General features: G+C 70.7%; 11 protein-coding genes. 4 read left to right on the top strand and 7 right to left on the bottom strand.

Annotated features, from left to right (window positions below):
- Positions 1–47 precede the first annotated feature (47 nt).
- From ABZ434_RS35130 to ABZ434_RS35115, 4 genes are all read right to left on the bottom strand, one after another.
- Complete coding sequence (locus ABZ434_RS35130; protein ID WP_359145845.1) at positions 48–1,517, bottom strand: catalase; 1,470 nt, start codon at positions 1,515–1,517, stop codon at positions 48–50.
- A 122-nt stretch (positions 1,518–1,639) separates the two neighbouring features.
- Positions 1,640–3,538: a SpoIIE family protein phosphatase gene (locus ABZ434_RS35125; RefSeq protein WP_359145842.1), complete on the bottom strand. Its 1,899-nt coding sequence runs from the start codon at positions 3,536–3,538 to the stop codon at positions 1,640–1,642.
- A gap of 394 nt (positions 3,539–3,932) precedes the next feature.
- Positions 3,933–4,652, bottom strand: a complete 720-nt coding sequence (locus ABZ434_RS35120; RefSeq protein ID WP_359145839.1) for a DUF402 domain-containing protein — start codon at positions 4,650–4,652, stop codon at positions 3,933–3,935.
- Between the two features lie 44 nt (positions 4,653–4,696).
- Positions 4,697–6,109, bottom strand: coding sequence for a class II fumarate hydratase (locus ABZ434_RS35115; protein WP_359145836.1), 1,413 nt, complete (start codon positions 6,107–6,109; stop codon positions 4,697–4,699).
- A 107-nt stretch (positions 6,110–6,216) separates the two neighbouring features.
- Here ABZ434_RS35115 and ABZ434_RS35110 point away from each other — a divergent pair, with 107 nt between their 5' ends.
- A complete protein-coding gene (locus tag ABZ434_RS35110) occupies positions 6,217–7,734 on the top strand; it encodes a ricin-type beta-trefoil lectin domain protein (RefSeq protein ID WP_359145833.1) in 1,518 nt (505 codons plus the stop codon).
- A 58-nt stretch (positions 7,735–7,792) separates the two neighbouring features.
- On the opposite strand, the gene ABZ434_RS35105 is transcribed toward ABZ434_RS35110, so the two are convergent.
- Positions 7,793–9,094, bottom strand: a complete 1,302-nt coding sequence (locus ABZ434_RS35105) for a M18 family aminopeptidase (RefSeq protein ID WP_359145830.1) — start codon at positions 9,092–9,094, stop codon at positions 7,793–7,795.
- A gap of 967 nt (positions 9,095–10,061) precedes the next feature.
- Positions 10,062–11,729, bottom strand: coding sequence for a fumarate hydratase (locus ABZ434_RS35100; protein WP_359145827.1), 1,668 nt, complete (start codon positions 11,727–11,729; stop codon positions 10,062–10,064).
- Positions 11,730–11,963: 234 nt separating this feature from the next.
- On the opposite strand from ABZ434_RS35100, the gene ABZ434_RS35095 reads away from it, so the two are divergent.
- Positions 11,964–12,626, top strand: coding sequence for a DUF1707 domain-containing protein (locus tag ABZ434_RS35095; protein ID WP_359145824.1), 663 nt, complete (start codon positions 11,964–11,966; stop codon positions 12,624–12,626).
- A 196-nt stretch (positions 12,627–12,822) separates the two neighbouring features.
- The gene (locus ABZ434_RS35090) at positions 12,823–13,194 is read left to right on the top strand and encodes a WhiB family transcriptional regulator (RefSeq protein ID WP_359145821.1); all 372 of its coding nucleotides are present in this window, start codon (positions 12,823–12,825) and stop codon (positions 13,192–13,194) included.
- Between the two features lie 104 nt (positions 13,195–13,298).
- Here the strand turns inward: ABZ434_RS35090 and glpX are convergent, their stop codons facing one another.
- Positions 13,299–14,330: a class II fructose-bisphosphatase gene (gene glpX, locus ABZ434_RS35085; RefSeq protein WP_359145818.1), complete on the bottom strand. Its 1,032-nt coding sequence runs from the start codon at positions 14,328–14,330 to the stop codon at positions 13,299–13,301.
- 220 nt (positions 14,331–14,550) lie between these two features.
- Between glpX and ABZ434_RS35080 the strand changes: the two genes are divergently transcribed.
- Positions 14,551–15,069: a DUF4245 domain-containing protein gene (locus ABZ434_RS35080; RefSeq protein WP_359145815.1), complete on the top strand. Its 519-nt coding sequence runs from the start codon at positions 14,551–14,553 to the stop codon at positions 15,067–15,069.
- Positions 15,070–15,180: the final 111 nt, after the last annotated feature.

Raw genomic sequence — 15,180 nt, 5'->3', positions numbered from 1 at the left:
GGACATCCCTCGCGCACCGCCCGTTCCCGCGTTCCGCAGGCCGGTGATCAGCCGCCGTCGACCTTCTTGGCCACCCGGTCACCGAGGTCCTTGTCCACGTTGCGCCAGTACTGCAGCGCCCGGTCCAGGACGGGGCGGCTCACGCCGTCCAGGAGATGGCCGGAAATGTTCGACACCAGCCGCTCGCGCGCCGCGTCGTCGAGGACCGTGCGCACCAGCGTGCCCGCCTGGCCCCAGTCGTCGTCGTCCCGGCGCAGCGTGTACGCCTGGTGCACCATCTCGCCCGCCGTGGCCCAGCCGGCCGGTTCGCCGAAGCGCGCGGTGTCCGCCGCCGGGCCGCCGTACGAGTTGGGGGCGTAGACGGCGCCCGTGCGCGACGGCTCGTAGCGCATCGGGCCGTCCTTGGAGTAGGAGTTGCGCGAGAAGCGCGGCCGGTTCGGCGGGAGCTGCGCATAGTTCGGGCCGATCCGGTACCGGTGGGTGTCCGGGTACGAGAAGAGCCGGCCCAGCAGCATCTTGTCGGGCGACGGGCCGATGCCGGGCACCAGGTTCGACGGCTCGAAGGACGCCTGCTCGATATGGACGAAGAAGTCCTCGGGGTTCTCGTTCAGCGTCATCCGGCCGACCTCGGTCAGCGGGTAGTCGCCGTGCGGCCACACCTTCGTCAGGTCGAACGGGTTGAACCGGTAGTCCGGTGCGTCGTCGAACGGCATGATCTGGACGAGGAGCGTCCAGCTCGGGTGGTCACCGCGCCCGATCGACTCGAACAGGTCGCGGCGGTGGACGTCACCGTCCGTCCCGGCCATCGCGTCGGCCTCGTCCTGGGTGTAGAACTCGATGCCCTGGTCGGTCCTGAAGTGGTACTTCACCCAGAACCGCTCGCCGCCCGCGTTGACCCACATATAGGTGTGCGAACTGAACCCGTCCATGTTGCGGTACGTCTTCGGGATGCCCCGGTCGCCCATGAGCCACGTCACCTGGTGCGCGGACTCGGGGGACAGGGTCCAGAAGTCCCACTGCATGTCGTGGTCGCGCACCCCGCTGTCGGGCCTGCGCTTCTGCGAGCGGATGAAGTCCTGGAACTTCATCGGGTCCCGCACGAAGAAGACCGGCGTGTTGTTGCCGACCATGTCGTAGTTGCCGTGCTCGGTGTAGAACTTCAGCGCGAAGCCACGGGGGTCGCGCCAGGTGTCGGGGGAGCCCTGTTCACCGGCGACCGTGGAGAAGCGGGCGAGCATGGCGGTCTGCTTGCCCGGCTGGAAGAGGTCGGCCTTGGTGAACTGACTGACGTCGTTGGTCACCTGAAAGACGCCGTAGGCACCTGAGCCCTTGGCGTGGACCACCCGCTCGGGGACCCGTTCACGGTTGAACTGGGCCATCTTCTCGATGAGGTAGTGGTCCTGGAGCAAGATCGGTCCGTCGGAACCGATGGTGAGCGAGTGTTCGTCGCTCTCCACCGGGATCCCGGCGTTGTTCGTGGTGCAGGGGGCGTTCCTGGTCCTGGATTCCTCGGACACGACGTCCTCCCGTCGGTGGGGTTTCGGTCAGGTCGCGTCGTACACGACTGAAGTCAACTCCGCCGGGTGGAGGTCGGCAACATTTGGGGACACCCTCGGTGAGCAGGACCTGGAGGCCCGGATCACTGCCCCCGGGTGGGCATCTCGAACCAGACCACCTTGCCGGTCGACAGACGCGTCGCGCCCCACCGCCGGGCCAGCCGGTTCACCAGGAACAGACCGCGGCCGCCCTCGTCCATGTCCCGCGCCCGGCGCTGCCGGGGCAGCTGCGGGGCGTCGTCGCCGACCTCGCAGCGCAGGATGTCGGTCCGCAGCAGCCGCAGGGTCACCGGCCGCTCCGCATACCGCACGGCGTTGGTCACCACCTCGCTGACCAGGAGCTCCACCGAGTCCGCGATGTCGTCGAGCCCCCACCGGCTGAGGGCGCGGCGGGCCAGCCTGCGGGCCCGGCCGGGGGCGGAGTCCTCCGGTTCCAGGAACCAGTACGCCACGTCGCTCGGCGCGATCCCGTCGAAGCGGGCGGCGAGCAGCGCGATGTCGTCGTCCCGGTCGCCCGGGCCGAGCATGTCCAGCACGTCGTCGCAGAGGGCCTCCAGCGGCGGCGAGTGGTCGGGGCCGGTCAGCCGGGCCGTGGCGGCGAGCCGCTCACGCAGCTGCTCGATGCCCGTCCAGACGTCCCGCAGCCGGGACTCGACCAGCCCGTCGGTGTAGAGGAGCAGGGTGGCGCCCGCCGGTGCGTCCAGCTCTACGGCCTCGAAGTCCACTCCGCCGACGCCGATCGGGGCGCCGGGCGGCACCTTCAGCACCTCGGCCCGGCCGCCGAGGTGCAGCAGGACGGGCGGCGGGTGGCCCGCGTTGGCGATGGTGATGCGGTGCGCGACCGGGTCGTACACCGCGTAGAGGCAGGTCGCCATGCGGTCGCTGCCGAGCCGCTGGGCCTGCTCGTCGAGGTGGTGCAGCACCTCCTGCGGGGGCAGGTCGAGCCCGGCCAGGGTCTGTGCCGTGGTCCGCAGCTGGCCCATGATCGCCGCGGAGGTCATGGAGTGGCCCATGACGTCGCCGACGACCAGGGCGACCCGGCTGCCGGGCAGCGGGATCGCGTCGTACCAGTCGCCGCCTACCCGGGCCGTCTCGGCGGCGGGGAGGTAGCGGGAGGCGAGTCGGACCCCGGTGGGCTGGGGGAGCGAGTCGGGCAGCATGGTGCGCTGGAGCTCGTCGGCGATGTACGCCTCGCGGCCGTACAGCACGGCCTTGTCGATGCCGAGCGCGGTGTGCGTCGCCAGCTGGGCCGCGACCAGCAGGTCGTTGGCCTCGAAGGGCGGGCGCTCGGTGCCGCGCAGGAACACCGCCGCGCCGATCACCCGGCGCCGGCCGCGCAGCGGGGCGAGGATGGCCCGGTGGCCGGACGGCACCGTGCGGTCCGCGCCGAGCAGTTCGGGGAGCGCGACCCGGGCCGCGGCGGAGTCGCCGAACACCGGCCGCACCCCGCGCAGCACCTCGGCCAGGGCGCCGCCTGCCAGGACCTCGCACAGTTCGGAGGCGGGCGTCAGATCGGCCTGCGGGTCGAGGGTGGGCAGCCGCAGCCGCTCGGTCTCCGACAGGTTCTCGGTGTCCCCGTCGCTCAGCCGCAACCGGTCGGAGCGGCGCAGCCGCAGCACGAACGGGTTGACGGGCCGTTCGTCGCCGACCGGCAGCGGGTCGCGCAGGTAGACGAGTATGGCGTCGGAGAACGTCGGCACGCTGGCCCGGCACAGCCCCAGGACGATCTCGTCCAGGTCTATCCCGCGGGCGATCCGCCGGGTCGCGGCCCCCACGAAGCGCAGCCGGTCGCCCTCACGACGGGATGCTGCCTGCGGGTCGGGGCCCGGGCCGGTCACGGCCGCGTTCGGGCCCTTGGCCGGGGCCGGGATCGCCGCGGTGGCGGGCGCGGACGCCGCGTCGCGCTGCCGCGGCCGGGTGCGTTCCTGCGACCGGGCCGCGAGAGGCTGCCGGCCTTCGTGGGAGGTGGGATGCTCCGTCACGCGTGGGGTTCCGTCCGTCCGGGCCGGTTGTATGAGGCAATCACCTCGTGGAGCGCTACTGTGCCCCGGCATGAGCGGCAATCACAACGGCTGACATCTCGTGCCCCGGAACACGGGGCCGAAACCGGATGTCCGCACGGGGTGTCCGTGACAACGTTTCCGGCGCCGGGGCGGCGGACAGCGAGCACGTCTCCACCCCCTCGTCGTGGCTCATGCGATGCGGTCAACTCGTGCGACTGATACGACTCATACGACTGATGCGTTCACGAAGTGTGCGATGTGAGCGATGACTCGATGACTTGCGGTCAGGTCGTGTGCCGCGCCCGTCGGTTGGGGCGGAACTGATCTCCTCGGGGCGATCCTACGTTTGCCGCCCTGGGGTGCATCAAGGGTCTCACGACGGCATGGGGGAGGGGGTACGGTCCCAGTCATCCGGCAGCCGGTCCCAGTCGGCCGGCAGAGCGGGCACCTGCCAGTGCGGGTCGGGCCGCCAGTCCTCCCAGCCGTCCCGGAACGGCGCCCCCCACGCGCGGATCACCCCGACGGCCGCCCGCCCCGCCGCACGCACCTGCCGGGCGGCGTCCGGAGTCATCAGGCCGACCCGCTGGGCCTGGGCGAATTCGTCCTCGTCGCGCCAGAGCCAGCTGTGGTCCGGGTAGACCGAGATGTCGAGGAAGTGGTCCTCGGAGTCGATGCCGCCGGCCCAGCGGGTCCGCGGTTCCTCCAGGTTCACGTACCAGCTGCGGAACTGCCAGCCCTGCTCCCAGAACAGCCAGACGGACCACGGTTCGCCGGGCCGGGCCAGCTTCAGCACCCCGTTGCCCAGCCAGGGCGAGCGGGCGGTGGTGCGCGGGGCCGTGTACCGGGTGGCGAGCGGCTCGGCGTGCACCTCGGTGCCGTTCGCCAGTACCGGCTTCACGCACTCGGTGCCGGGCGCGACCCAGACGGCCAGGAGCTCGTCGGTGTCCTGGACCACGGTGACGGGACGGCAGATGTGCACGGCGTTCGGGGTCCGGCCGGGCCCGGGGCCGCGCCGCCGCGGTCCGTTCCCCCGGTAACGCCACAGGATCTGATCACCCGGCGCCCAGCGCTCGGTCTCTCCGGTACCTGTCATGGACGGATCTTAGTGAGCACACCCCCCTCGCGCAGCGATGCACGTCACGGACGGGTCATACGCAACACGTCCAGCGCCTCGTCGAGCTGTTCCACGGTGAGGTCGCCGCGCTCGACGTAGCCCGAATCCAGCACCACCTCGCGGATCGTCCGCCGCTCGGCCAGGGACTTCTTGGCGACCTTCGCGGCCTCCTCGTAGCCGATGTACTTGTTCAGCGGGGTGACGACGGACGGCGAGGACTCCGCGTACTCCCTGGCCCGCTCGGCATTCGCCGTGATCCCGTCGACCGTACGGTCCGCGAGCAGCCGGGAGACGTTGGCGAGCAGCCGGACCGACTCCAGCAGGTTCTTCGCGATGACCGGGAGCATCACGTTCAGCTCGAAGTTGCCCGCCGCTCCGGCGACGGCCACCGTGGTGTCGTTCCCCGTCACCTGGGCGGCGACCATCAGCACGGCTTCGGGAATGACCGGATTCACCTTGCCCGGCATGATCGAGGAGCCCGGCTGGAGGTCGGGGAGGTTGATCTCCGCCAGTCCGGTGCGCGGGCCGGACGCCATCCAGCGCAGATCGTTGGAGATCTTGGTGAGGGAGACCGCGATGGTGCGGAGCTGGCCGGAGGTCTCGACGAGACCGTCGCGTGCGCCCTGCGCCTCGAAGTGGTCCCGGGCCTCGGTGAGCGGCAGCCCCGTGACGCGGGCGACCTCGGCGATGACCGCGGCGGAGAAGCCGGGCGGGGTGTTGATGCCGGTGCCGACGGCCGTGCCGCCGAGCGGCAGCTCGGCGAGGCGCGGGAGAGAGGCGCGCAGCCGCTCGATGCCGTAGCGGATCTGTGCCGCGTACCCACCGAACTCCTGGCCCAGGGTGACGGGGGTGGCGTCCATCAGATGCGTACGTCCCGACTTCACCACGTCGGCGAACTCGGCGGACTTGCGCTCCAGCGCCGCTGCCAGGTGGTCCAGCGCCGGGATCAGGTCCCCCGTCACCGCGCCGGTCGCGGCGATGTGGATGGAGGACGGGAAGACGTCGTTGGAGGACTGCGAGGCGTTGACGTGGTCGTTGGGGTGGACCTCGCGGCCGAGACGCTCGGTGGCGAGCGTGGCCAGGACCTCGTTGGTGTTCATGTTCGACGAGGTGCCGGAGCCCGTCTGGAAGACGTCGACCGGGAAGTGCGCGTCCCAGCGCCCCTCGGCGACCTCCGCCGCGGCCGACCGGATCGCGTCGGCGATCTCGGGGTCGAGCACCTTCAGCTCGGCGTTCACCTTCGCCGCCGCGGCCTTGACGCGGGCCAGGGCCTCGATGTGGGCCCGCTCCAGACGCTGTCCGGAGACCGGGAAGTTCTCCACGGCCCGCTGGGTCTGGGCCCGCCACTTCGCGTCGGCGGGCACCCGCACCTCGCCCATCGAGTCGTGCTCGATGCGGTGTCCCTCGCCGGCCGCCGCGGTCTTTCCTTCGTTCATCACCGTTCAACCTCCTGAAAAAGATGAGCACTTGTCTTGTTCTATGTATTCCCAAGTTGTCTACCGACCAGTAAATACCGGGGGTAACCACAACCTCGGGAGGCGCAATGAGACGTACCGGACACCGACTCCGATGTACGGTCGCGGCCGTCGCGGCCATGGCGGCCGCGCTGGGCGGAATGACCGTCGCCGCCGGCCCGGCGGCCGCTGCCCGGCCCGGTGCCGCGGCCACCCCGCTGTCGCCCGAACTGGAGGCCCTCCGCGCCGCCGAGGCCACCCGGCTGTACGGCGACCCGGCCGAGCGCCCGCTCGCCCAGCGCAAGACCGGGCTCATCTCGCTCGGCGACAGCGAGATCTCGGGCGAGGGCGTCGGTACGTACGAGGCGGGCACCAACGGCCCCGACAACTGGTGCCACCGCTCGCCCGACTCCGCCATCCACCGCACCGGGATCCCGGCCGACGTCACGTACAACGTCTCGTGCTCGGGCGCGTACACCGGAAACATCGTCATCGGCGGGTCGAAGCAGTACGCCGACGAACTCGTGCAGAGCGACAGCCTCGCCATCAAGGCGCGCAACACCCGCATCAAGATGATCGTGCTGGTCGCGGGTGCCAACGACGACCTCCAGTTCGGCCCGGTCATGACGGACTGCGTCGAGCGCTGGATCCTCCTCCAGGGCACGTGCCGGCCGAAGTACGACGGCGGCTGGCAGGCCCGCGTCGACGGACTCGTACCCAAGGTCGAGAAGACCGTGCGCGACCTGCGGACGGTGATGACCGGCGCCGGTTACGCCGACGGCGACTACAAGCTCGTCGTCATGGGCTACCCGAGCCCCATCGGCCCGGACTTCTACGACAACCCGAACTTCCCCGGCAAGCTTCCCGGTGGCTGCGCCGGATACGACTCCGACGCGGCATGGGGCCGGAACGTCGCGGTGCCCGCCTTCGAGCGCGGTATGCGCAGGGCCGCCGCCGACACCGGAGCGGTCTACCTGGACAACTCCCGGCTCTTCCACGGCCACGAGGTGTGCAGCGAGTCCACCTGGGCCCGAGGCCTGTTCATCGACCTCTCGCACTTCCCGCCGGACTCCAACTCCGTCCGGCAGTCCTTCCACCCGAACGCCGCCGGCCACGGCGCCTTCGCCTCCTGCCTCACCCAGATCTACAACTCGGGCCTGCGCGAGGCGAGCTGCGCCGACCCGGCGAGCACCGGGAAGCCGGTCCTCCAGGCCGCGGCCTGGGACGACGCCTTCAAGCCCCTGCGCGGCGAGGCGACGGGCAGTTGCCTGGACGTCCCCGCGTCGGTCACCCGCAATGACACCGGCGTCACGGGCTGGGAGTGCCACGGCGGGCGGAACCAGGGCTGGTGGTACGACGCCGCCACGAAGAACCTCCGTACGGAGCTGAGCCACGACCGCTGCCTGGACGTACCGGGGGCGGACTACAAGGCGGGTGCCGCCCTCATCCTCTACAACTGCTCGGGCGCGGCGAACCAGCAGTTCGTCCGGCAGTCGGGCACCCTGCGCCCGGCCGCCTCGACCGGGCTGTGCGCGAGCCTGGCGGGGGCCCATGACCCGCTGAGGCTGCAGCCCTGCGACGGAAGCGCGCAACAGCGCTTCGTGTAGCACGTGCCGGTACGGGGCGGGGCCACGCGCCCCGCCCCGTACGCGCGGCCTGCCGCGGTCAGTCCGAGGTCACGAACGCGCCGAGGATCGCCGCCAGGTGTCCCGGGTCGTCCGTCCCGCACAGCTCGCGTGCCGAGTGCATCGAGAGACCCGGCACCCCCACGTCCACGGTCTGCACACCCAGCCGGGCCGCGGTGAGCGGTCCGATGGAGGTGCCGCACGGCATCGCGTTGTTGGAGACGAACGGCTGCCATGGAGCCCCCGCACGCTCGCAGGCGGACGCGAACACCGCGATCCCGGTCGAGTCGGTGGCGTAACGCTGATTGACGTTGACCTTGACCGTGGGGCCGCCGTTGGGCAGGGGGCGGTGGCCGGGGTCGTGACGCTCCGCGTAGTTGGGGTGGACCGCGTGCGCCATGTCGGCCGAGATGCAGAACGCGCCGGCCAGCGCGCGCGACCAGTCCTCCGGGCTCCCGCCGCGAGCGGTCACGGAACGGTTCAGTACGTGCTCCAGCAGCGGACTCTGCGCACCCGTGTCCGAACCGCTGCCGACCTCCTCATGGTCGAAGGCCGCCAGGACGGGAATGTACGAGGGCTCCCCGGAAGCCGTCGCCGCGCCGGCGAGCGCCGTGACGCCGGCGTGCACCGACACCAGGTTGTCCAGCCGGGCGGAGACCACGAACTCCCGCTCCAGGCCCAGGTATCCGGGGGGCTGGATGTCGTGGAGCATCAGGTCCCAGCCGAGCACCTCGTCGGGCTCGGCCTCGGCCGCCGCCGCGACCCTGCGCAGCAGCGCACCCTCCTCGGCGGCGCCGAGCGACCAGACCGGGGAGAGGTGCCGCTGCGGGTCCAGCGAGAGGCCGTCGTTGACGGAACGGTCCAGGTGGATCGCGAGCTGGGGCACGCGCAGCAGCGGTTCGTCGATCTGCACGAGACGGGACTCGGCCCGGCCGCCCGGGCCGCGCAGGGCCAGCCGGCCCGAGATGCCCAGATCGCGGTCGAGCCAGGTGTTGAGCGGCACCCCGCCGTAGATCTCCACCGCGATCTGCCGCCAACCGGCGGAGCCGGTGTCGGGGGTCGGCTTGATGCGCAGGTTCGGTGAGTCGGTGTGGGTACCGATGATGCGGAACGGTGTGTGCGAGGGCGTGCCCTCGGGGGCGTACCAGGCGATCAAAGCTCCGCCGCGGACGACGAAGCTGCCGCCCGTCGTGCCGGTCCAGTCGTCGGTGCCCCGCAGCTCACGGAAGCCGGCCTTCTCCAGGCGCTGGGCCGCGCTCGCCACGGCGTGGTACGGCGAGGGGCTGGCCCTGATGAAGGAGAGCAGGTCGTCGGCGTGGCTGCGGTGAGAGACCGGCGTCATGCGGTGTCCGCCTTTCCGGGTGGGACGGTGAGGGTGGGTCGGGCGTATGGGTTCGGGCGGCGGGGTGTCGTGGCCGTCGGCCCGGGAGGCGGGGCGTTCAGGAGCGGGGGAACGGGAGCGCGGTTCTCCGGCAACGCGGACAACTCACCGCATCGGCACGGTTGCCCGCAAGCCGCGCGCACGGCCTCCTGCGCGAAAGCGGCGGTGGCACCGCAGGCCCGGCGGGTGATGCGGAACCGGCTCGGGCGGCGGTGCACGGCCCGGCCCGCACGTCCGGGGCGAGACGTATCGGGCGCGGGACACGGGGCCGGGGCGCGATCCGGACGCGGGCGCAGGCAGAGCGCCGCCGGACGGTCCTTCGCGAGATTGGCTGAATTCCGTCGTACGGGGAACGGCCACGCGGCCCGTCACGTCGTCGGCGGACTCGGAGCAGCCCTGCGAGAACACTCCCTGCCCGGATCGGGACGGGGACTCGCGGCCCGGGGAGCGGGACGACGATGCCCGGCGGGGTGATACCGGTCGCTCCTGCGAGCGAACGCCGGGTGATCGACCGGCGGTCCAGCCGGGGAATGCCGTTCCCTGCCCACGGTCTCCGCGATATTCGTCCCCGAGCGGGAAACAATTCGCGGTGAATCGGATGAGCGGGCCGTCCGTGGCGAGCCCGGCGGCAAAACCGGCCCGGCGGCACATCCGGATCCCGGCCGGACGCCATGAACACTTCCTGGCGAGAGCCTCTCGTCCGTGGAGAAAAGGGGCCGGGCGGCAGCGCATTGAGGAACGTGCCGTACGAGGGAGAAGGAATCGGCTCGTCGGGAATCGATGACGCCGTTCCCGGTCGGGGCGGTCGGCCGATTCACCGAAGGGCCGGCCGGGGGAGCCCGGGCCGCCGGTAGCCGACCCGGCCCGCCGGACGGCAAAGGGGCGCCCCGGCCGCGGCCGGGACGCCCCTCGTCGGTGCGGCCGCCCGTCAGGCGAGGCCGGGGCCGCGCACCGGAATGCTGGTGAACGTCGGGGCGGGGGCGGGCTCGGTGAAGAAGTCGTTGCCCTTGTCGTCGACGACGACGAACGCCGGGAAGTTCTCGACCTCGATCTTCCAGACCGCCTCCATGCCGAGCTCCTCGTACTCGACGACCTCGACCTTCTTGATGCAGTCCTGTGCGAGGCGGGCCGCGGGGCCGCCGATCGAACCGAGGTAGAACCCACCGTGCGCGTCACAGGCGTCGGTGACCTGCCTGGACCGGTTGCCCTTCGCCAGCATCACCTTGGAGCCGCCCGCCGCCTGGAACTGCGCGACGTAGCTGTCCATCCGGCCGGCCGTCGTCGGACCGAAGGAACCGGAGGCGTAACCCTCGGGCGTCTTCGCCGGTCCCGCGTAGTAGACCGGGTGGTCCTTCAGGTACTGCGGCATCTCCTCGCCCGCGTCCAGCCGCTCCTTGATCTTGGCGTGCGCGATGTCGCGCGCCACGACCAGCGGGCCGGTCAGCGAGAGCCGGGTCTTGACCGGGTACTTCGTCAGCTCGGCGAGGATCTCGTCCATCGGACGGTTGAGGTCGATCTCGACGACGTCGCCCGCCTCGTCGAGGTGCTCGTCCGTCGTGTCGGGGAGGAAGCGCGCCGGGTCCTTCTCCAGCTGCTCCAGGAAGACGCCCTCGGCGGTGATCTTCGCGGTCGCCTGGCGGTCGGCCGAGCAGGACACGGCGATGGCGACGGGCAGCGAGGCGCCGTGCCGGGGGAGACGGACCACGCGCACGTCGTGGCAGAAGTACTTGCCGCCGAACTGCGCCCCGATGCCGATCTTCTGCGTCAGCTCGAAGACCTTCTCCTCCAGCTCCTTGTCACGGAATCCGTGACCGGTCGGGGAGCCCTCGGCGGGCAGCTCGTCCAGGTAGTGCGCGGAGGCGTACTTCGCGGTCTTCAGCGCGAACTCGGCCGACGTACCGCCGACGACGATCGCCAGGTGGTAGGGCGGGCAGGCCGCCGTACCCAGCGAACGGATCTTCTCCTCCAGGAACTTCATCATGGAGGCCTCGTTGAGGACCGCCTTGGTCTCCTGGAAGAGGAACGACTTGTTGGCCGAGCCGCCGCCCTTGGCCATGAAGAGGAACTTGTACGCACCGCCGTCGGTCGCGTACAGCTCGATCTGCGCCGGGAGGTTCGAGCCGGTGTTCTTCTCGTCCCACATGTTCAGCGGGGCCATCTGCGAGTAGCGCAGGTTGAGCTTGGTGTACGCGTCGAAGATGCCGTGCGACAGGGCCTCCTCGTCACCGCCCGCCGTCAGCACGTTCTGTCCGCGCTTTCCCATGACGATCGCGGTGCCGGTGTCCTGGCACATGGGCAGGACACCCGCAGCGGCGATGTTCGCGTTCTTCAGCAGGTCGAGCGCGACGAACTTGTCGTTGGACGACGCCTCGGGGTCGTCGACGATCCGCCGCAGCTGCGCCAGGTGGGCAGGCCGCAGATAGTGCGAGATGTCGTGCATGGCCTCGGCGGCCAGGGTGCGCAGCGCCTCCGGCTCGACCTTGAGGAACGTCCGTCCGTCGGCCTCGAAGGTGGACACACCCTCGGCGGTGACCAGGCGGTACGGCGTGGTGTCCTCTCCCAGGGGGAGCAGATCGGAGTACGCAAACTCTGGCATTACGGCCATTCCTCACTCGGCAGACGGCGGCTGACCTCCCTTGGGCAGCGCACCCACCAGGGTAGGACCCCGTGGGGGCGGCGAGTCTGTGAGGTAGGGCTCACCCGGCTCCGCGGCCGGGGTGGGGCCGGCCCGTTTTTGCGGCTCCGGCCCCGCGCCGGATCGCGATATATGTGTGCGCCGCGCCCGGCCGCCCCCTAGTCGCGATCTATCGCGTTTGGGTACGCTGGGCCGGTGGACCTCGAAAAGCACCCCCAGCAGCCCACCGCGCGGGCGGAACCCGACGTCATCCGCGCCTCCGACGCGGACCGCGACCGGATCGCGGACATCCTGCGGGAGGCGATGGCCGAGGGCCGGCTGACCGCCGACGAGCATGCCGAGCGGGTCGATGCCGTCTACCGCGCCAAGACCGTCGGGGAACTGGAGCCGCTGGTCCGGGACCTGCCGGCGCCGGGTGGTGTGCCCAGGGCCGCCGCCTCGTACGACCGCGCCTCCGAGGTGCCGACGGGCCCCGCCGACAACCTGGTCGCGATCTTCAGCAGCGCCACCCGCAAGGGGCGCTGGCGGGTCGGCGGGCGCACGAACGCGTTCTCGCTGTTCGGCAGCGTAGAAATCGATCTGACCGAGGCTCTTTTCGGGCAGCGGCTCACCGTGATCAACGCGACCTCCATCTTCGGCAGCGTGGACATCAGGGTCCCCGAGAACATCTCGCTGCGCGGCAACGGGACGGGAGTCTTCGGCAGTTTCGAAGTCGCGACGCTGGAATCGGCGGATCCCGAGGCTCCTGTGGTCGCCGTCAACGGATATTCGGTGTTCGGCAGCGTCGAGGCGAAGCCCAAGCGCGGCAAGTTCATTGCGGATCTGCAGGACCGGCTCCGTAAACATCTCGGTCACTGAGTACGGCGTGACGCGCGCGGCGCGCAGTGGTACCTGGGGGCGCATTGGTGCACAGAGCTGGGATTCCGGGCGGATATCTGCTCGACCGAAATTCCGTCGTCCGGAACTGAGTGCCACTCAGTGCATAGGCGCGCGCACAGCGGGTAGGGAGTGCTGCATCGCCTCTTGCTCGCGAAGCCGTCGTCAGGAGTGGACCGTGCTGCAACTGCCGCATCAGCCCCTGCAGGTCGCCGCCATCCCTTCCCAGCGGGCCCCCGCTCGGGAGGATCAGGCAGGCCCCTGGCACTCGGAGGCGGTGTGCCGCCGGGATGAAGCCGGGCTGTTCTTCGCCCCGTCGAAGGAGCCGACTGCTGCCCGACTGTCGCGCGAGGAGTCCGCGAAGCGGGTCTGCGCGCGCTGTCCTGTGATGATCGAATGCCGTGAGCACGCCCTCGTGCAACCGGAGCCGTACGGGGTGTGGGGCGGCCTCACGGCTGCCGAACGCCGCGTGGCGCTCGCCCGCCGCAGGCGGCGCGAGGCGGAGCTCAAGGCGTCCGGCGCCACCGGCCACATCGCCGCTGCCGGCTGACGGCCACGGCACACCCGCATCCGGCCGGACCCTACCCGCCTGCGCGAAGAGGCGCCCCCACCGCACATGGGGGGCGCCTCTTCGCGCGGACGGACGTGCCTACATCACTTCGCGCGGTCGAAGTCGATCGCGCTGTAGGCACGCAGCTTCGACAGCCGGTGCGTGGAGTCGATCGTCCGGATGGTGCCCGACTTGGAACGCATGACGATCGACTCGGTCGTCGCCGTCTCCGCGCGGTAGCGGACGCCGCGCATCAGCTCGCCGTCCGTGATGCCGGTCGCCACGAAGAACACGTTGTCCCCGCTGACCAGGTCGTCCGTGGACAGCACCCGGTCCAGATCGTGTCCGGCGTCCAGGGCGCGCTGCCGTTCGGCGGCGTCCTTCGGCCAGAGCTTGCCCTGGATGACGCCGCCGAGGCACTTTATGGCGCAGGCCGAGATGATGCCCTCCGGCGTGCCGCCGATTCCCATGAGCAGGTCGACGCCGGTGCCTTCGCGGGCGGCCATGATCGAGCCCGCGACGTCGCCGTCGGAGATGAACTTGATCCGGGCGCCGGTCTCCCGGATCTCCTTGACGATGCCCTCGTGGCGGGGGCGGTCCAGGATGACGACGGTGACGTCCTCGGGCGTGGAGTTCTTGGCCTTGGCGACCCGGCGGATGTTCACCGAAACGGGGGCGTTGATGTCGACGAAGTCGGCGGCCTCGGGGCCGGTGACCAGCTTGTCCATGTAGAAGACGGCGGACGGGTCGAACATCGCGCCCCGGTCCGCGGCGGCCAGGACGGCGATGGCGTTCGGCATGCCCTTGGCGTTCAGGGTGGTGCCGTCGATCGGGTCGACGGCGATGTCGACCTCGGGGCCGGTGCCGTCGCCGACGCGCTCGCCGTTGAACAGCATGGGGGCTTCGTCCTTCTCGCCCTCACCGATGACGACGATGCCGTTCATCGACACGGTGGAGACGAGGGTCCGCATGGCCTTCACGGCGGCGCCGTCGGCGCCGATCTTGTCCCCGCGGCCGACCCAGCGCCCGGCGGCCATGGCGGCGGCCTCGGTGACCCGGACGAGCTCCAGGGCGAGGTTGCGGTCGGGGGCCTCCGGGGAGACCTCGAGCTGGGACGGCAGATGATGCTCGGACATCGGAGCGCACCTTTCTGTACGACGACGACCGGATGAGGGTGATGTGACTCTATCGTCAGGTCGATAAAATGAGCAGACCGGGTCACGAATGAGCGGACCCGCTCGATCCGGTCCCTTTCCTGGGCCGGATCGCGTCCCGCCCTCGGCCCCCGTACGTCGTTGCGGTTCTCGACCCGGTCCCGCGATCCGGGCCCGTCGGGACTGATGCGACGATGGACGCGTGGCAAGCAAGCGAGGCAAGCAGACAGTGCGGGACATGTTCCTGTCGTTGGCGGTGATCGCCGCCGTGGCGGGGGTCGTCTACATCTTCATCCCGCACGACGACAAGGCCGATCCCGTCAAGGCCGTCGACTACCGGGTCGAGCTCCTGACCGCCCGGCGCGCGGCCCCGTACCCGGTGGCGGCTCCGAGCGGTCTGGCGCAGAACTGGAAGCCCACCTCGGTCGGTTACGACCGCGAGGCGGGCGACAGCTGGCACCTGGGCTTCCTCGACCCGGACGGCAAGTACGTCGCGGTGGAGCAGTCCACGTCCCCTGCGGAGAAGTACGTCACCGAGGTGAGCCAGAGGGCGAAGGACACCGGGCGCACGCAGCAGGTGGCGGGGGAGACCTGGCAGCACTGGGAGGGCCCGAAGTACGACGCCCTCGTGCGTCAGGAAAAGGGCGCGACCACGGTCGTGACCGGGTCCGCCTCGACGGAACGGCTGGCGGAGATGGCGGCGTCGCTCAAGACGTCCTGACGTTCGCCTGTCGGGCACGTGGGTGTGTACGGACATGAGGAGGGCCCCGAAGCACGTTGCTTCGGGGCCCGCCCGACGTAGCTAGTTAGGAATATCAAAAATATGTAAAAC

Origin of the sequence: Streptomyces sp. NPDC005761 (assembly GCF_040630635.1) — a bacterium.
GTDB lineage: Bacteria > Actinomycetota > Actinomycetes > Streptomycetales > Streptomycetaceae > Streptomyces.
Note: the sequence above shows the minus strand (reverse complement) of the source record. Positions and strands in the feature narration are given on the sequence as shown.